The following is a 4,369-nucleotide window of genomic DNA, read 5'->3' as shown; positions in this document are numbered from 1 at the left end:
GTCATAAGCATAAGATTGAGATATGCTTATGACAGTGGACAAAAAAAGCAAAGCAATGCTCTGGTAATTTTAGATAAAAGAAGCATTGCCGATTTCAATAGCACAATTAAAAAAATTGAATCTATCGGAATCAAAGCATATCACAGATTCCCTCCAAAAGCATTTATTGGATATGTATCATTCAATTCAGAAAAAAAACTTTTAAGTCTTTTCCCGAATACAAAAATTTTTAGGAAGGAAGCATCAGAAAAAGCATACAGAAATATTGATGACCAAGAGCTAAATATTGCCATAAAAATTTGGAATTTGAACTATTGTAAAAAAAAGAATGATTCAATTTTCTCAATAGAGGAAGATAAAGGCAATCTGTTAACTTCTGACATTGCCCCGAAGGTTTACAGTAAGAAAAATTCAACATCTACTTTAACTTATAACTCAGCCAACTCTTCTTCAGATTCTCCTTATATACCCTATGGTGCAACTGACAATGATACCAGTGAATTTATGTTAGGAAGTATAGCAATCGGCGTAATCTTACCTGAAAGCGACGGACACACCGAAGACTGGACACAGGCAGAAATCGATAAAGTCATAACATCCGTACAGGAAGGAATAGATTGGTGGATTCAACAGGCGCCTGATAAATCCAATCTCTCTTTTACCTATGATTTCAATATAAAAGTGCCTACTCCTGAAGAACCGAAATTTTCAGAATATAATAAATTCATCAATGGTTATAAAATAATGAATTCTCTTGGCTATGAAGGCAGCAGCGCTGATGATTTTGATTCGCAGGTAAGACAATTTGACAATGACCTTCGCCACAAATATGAGACAAATTGGGCAGTCACAGTTTTTTACATCGATAGAAGCAGAGGTAAAGGTGGTGTTAGTTATGCAATGCCTGGAGGTCCTTATGTCGTTATTTTTAGTGAAAGAAATTCTCTCATATTAACTGAAGAAATTAGAAGAGACCTTGCCTTTGTCTTTTATGCCGAATATGAAAATGTAGGTATATATAATACGAAAGGCTATTGCGAATGGAGGTCAGGATATTTAAAAGTCGAAAATGGAAATGCGTATGGTTGTGGAATCGACAATTGCATAATGTATTCAGCAGTACGTCCCTATGTGTGTATCTATACTCAAGGGCATATTGGCATCAGAGATTCCGATGGAGACTCTATTCCTGATATACTCGATACTTTTCCATCCATCAACATCACTCCTTTGGCGAATACAATTTTTACAAATCCATCGATAAGTGTCTCAGGCACTGCAAAAGTCTCTCCGTTAATAGTTACTAATAAAAATCCCGGCCAACTTGAAGAAAATAAGATAATCACAATCAATACTATTTCCTCTGTTGAATATAAAATCGACAATGGAAGTTGGTTGAAAGCTTCGAGCTATGACGGTAAATTCAATGGCTATATTGAAGGGTTTACAATTTCGACACCAAATCTCAGCAATGGGACTCATACTATTTCTATCAGAGCGGAAAATTCAGTTGGCAATAAAACCTCACCTGCGGAATCATTCAATTTCGTAATATCCTCTACAAACGCGGTATTATCTGTTTCTCCTCTCGGATTGGATTTTGAGTATGTAAAAGGGAATCAATCTACTGCAGGTCAACAGCTTAAAATTTCATTCAATGGCAATCAGGGATATGATTGGGTAGCAAACCATTCTTCAACTTTTTTAAACCTCAACCAATCTTCCGGGACAGGAGAAGCTATTATTACAGCAAGTGTTGATGCAGAAGTCCTGACGCCGGGTATTTATACAGATACAATAGAGATATCCTCTTCACAGCTAAACAGTTTTCAAAATATTCCTATCACCTTGAATGTATACGGGGAAACCGTCATAACTACAAATATCCATAAAATAGAAATTTCTGACTATTTATGGAGTAAAGAACATAGTGAACTATTAAATCCGCCATATCAAAAACTTGAAATAAAAAATCTTGGAGGAAAGACGGTAGAATGGGCATCTGAAATAGATTTCAAATCACCAAACATCGTTTTCTATCCTTATTGGATCAACTTATATCCATCAAAGGGCACTACACCATCATCTGTTTTCATTATGTTAGATAAAACAAACCTTCCACCTCAGGATTGTACAGCAGATATACATATAAAATCACCTACAGGAGAATTTCCTGAAGTTGTGATTCCTGTTACATTTTCCCTTTGCGCTTTGCCATCGATTAAAGAAATTACCCCCATATCTGGCAATCCGGGAGATTTGATTACAATTAAAGGGAAAGATTTAACAAACAGTTATGTTGAAGGGAATCTTTGGTTTAAAGTCAAGAAAGAAAAAGTACTGATTACTCCCAATTCTTGGAATGATTATTCCATTACATTCTATCTACCCGAAGTTAGTGGAAGAGGCTTTTTCAGAATCAAGAATGACTGTGGTCTCAGTAATCCGTCAAGTTTCTTTCTGGCAAACCCCAATGAAATACCTGAAATAGAAAGTGATAAACAGAAATTAGACATCATTGTTTACAATGACGACAGTAGAGTTGTCACCGAAACTCTGATGATAACAAACACGAATGGAGGCATACTTGACTGGGAGGTTGTATCTGATGTTGGATGGGCTACATTCCAACCATCATCCGGTACAGGCAATAAAGAAATAAAAGCTGTAATGGATTTTACTGGATTTTCCTATGGCAATTATACAGCTAACTTCATCATTCGTTCTCCTTCATCAAATGCAAAAAATCAAATTAAGATTCCTGTAAATGTTGAAATAAGCACTAATAACCGTCCTTTGAAAATAGGGCCTGAAATTACATCCCTATCCCCGTCTTCGGCAAAATATATGGATGAGGTAATTTTATATGGTATGAGATTCGGCGATGGAAATTACAGCAAGGTATTTATAAATGATATTCAATGTTATATCGTTGATTGGAAAGACAATACAATTCATCTTAAGATTCCATGGGGGATTCCTGCAGGAAGTGCTGATATATCGGTCTCAACTCCAAAGGGTAAAAGCAATCCCAAAAAAATTGCCATCATTCCTGTCATTCCTCAAATCAAAGATATTAGCCCAAAAAGGAGTAAAGCTGGAAGCATACTTCTTCTCACAGGAAATTACTTTGGAGAAAAAGAGGGTAAGCTAAAGACAAAAAGAAGCACTGCTCATATAATTGGTTGGACCAATAATAAAATATACTTCTATCTAACTATCACAAATCACAAAAAAACACTCAAAGATTTTATGAAAATAAAAACTATCTACGGCAAGAGCAACAAATACCGTTTCAAATTGAGAAGAAAAAGATCAAAATATAAAATAATCCCTCTTTCTCAAAAAACAAATAGAATGGATTGACCTATTTTTAAAAACTTACTCCTTCTCAAGCTCAACATTCAACTTCAAATATCTGCCTGAAAAAAATATCTCTTTCTCCCATCTCTTATAACCGTCAACATCGATTGTCAGCTTATGTTTGCCATGAGTAACAATTATAAATCTCGATACTCTTCCTTCGTCCCGATAACAATATCTCGGAGGCAAATAGGCGTCATCAACAAATATCTTCCCTTTAATATCCCCCTTCTTAATTCCTTTATAGGCATCTTCAGGGCTGAATTTTAGAAAAACATAAGTTGAATCAAAATTTCGATTTAAAACCCTGACAGGGACACAAGCCGTAATGATGAAAACAGCAACAACTGAAACGATGACCCCTAATGCGAAAGCTTTTCGATTCATTTGACTCCTCCCTTTTTATAATTTCAATACTTCATATACTTCTATATGATATTAGAACATTTGTTTAAAAAGTTCACACAACATTGTAAATTCTATCAATTGATTTTTTCTTCTTTAGATGGTCTCTTATTGACAGATTGCATCAAAGAATTTAAAAGAAGACCCAACTTAAACAACCATATATTGTAAAATTATCCATATGCGTATTATTGACAGATATGTAATTAGAGAATTTTTAAAGTCTTTGGCAACTACCTTGCTTGCTTTTGTGGCTATTTATTTCATAATCGACCTCTTTGAAAGAGTGGACGACATTATAGAACATTCTGTCCCCATTTCAGTAGTAATCAAATATTATGCTTACAAACTTCCCTTTATGGCTTTTAATATATTTCCTTTCACACTTCTTTTTGCATCACTATTGACTGTCCGACAATTTGTTGCAAACAATGAAATAGTAGCAATTACATCGAGCGCAATAAGTCCTTATCGTTTTCTATTCCCGATAGTTATATTAGGCATTATTTTTTCAGTCTTCCTTTTCGCAGTAAATGAAATGGTCCTTCCCTATACAAACGAAAAATATGAAGAATATGGATATACCATAAGAGGCAAAATC

General features: G+C 34.7%; 3 protein-coding genes. 2 read left to right on the top strand and 1 reads right to left on the bottom strand.

Annotated elements, in window-relative coordinates:
• Positions 1-15 precede the first annotated feature (15 nt).
• Entirely contained in the window at positions 16-3,366 is a 3,351-nt protein-coding gene (locus D6734_05950) for a hypothetical protein (protein ID RMF95233.1), read from the top strand.
• Positions 3,367-3,381: 15 nt separating this feature from the next.
• Here D6734_05950 and D6734_05945 read toward each other — a convergent pair whose 3' ends face one another.
• Positions 3,382-3,750, bottom strand: a complete 369-nt coding sequence (locus D6734_05945) for a hypothetical protein (protein RMF95232.1) — start codon at positions 3,748-3,750, stop codon at positions 3,382-3,384.
• A gap of 199 nt (positions 3,751-3,949) precedes the next feature.
• On the opposite strand from D6734_05945, the gene D6734_05940 reads away from it, so the two are divergent.
• Positions 3,950-4,369: LptF/LptG family permease (locus D6734_05940; protein RMF95231.1), on the top strand; the 420-nt coding region annotated here is incomplete at its 3' end.

The sequence above is a fragment of the Candidatus Schekmanbacteria bacterium genome (assembly GCA_003695725.1).
Lineage (GTDB): Bacteria > Schekmanbacteria > GWA2-38-11 > GWA2-38-11 > J061 > J061.
This window is presented reverse-complemented; position numbering and strand designations above follow the sequence as displayed.

Bases quoted from the DNA above. Each gene is read 5' to 3' on its own strand.
- D6734_05945 (RMF95232.1), bottom strand. From the start codon at position 3,750: ATGAATCGAAAAGCTTTCGCATTAGGGGTCATCGTTTCAGTTGTTGCT.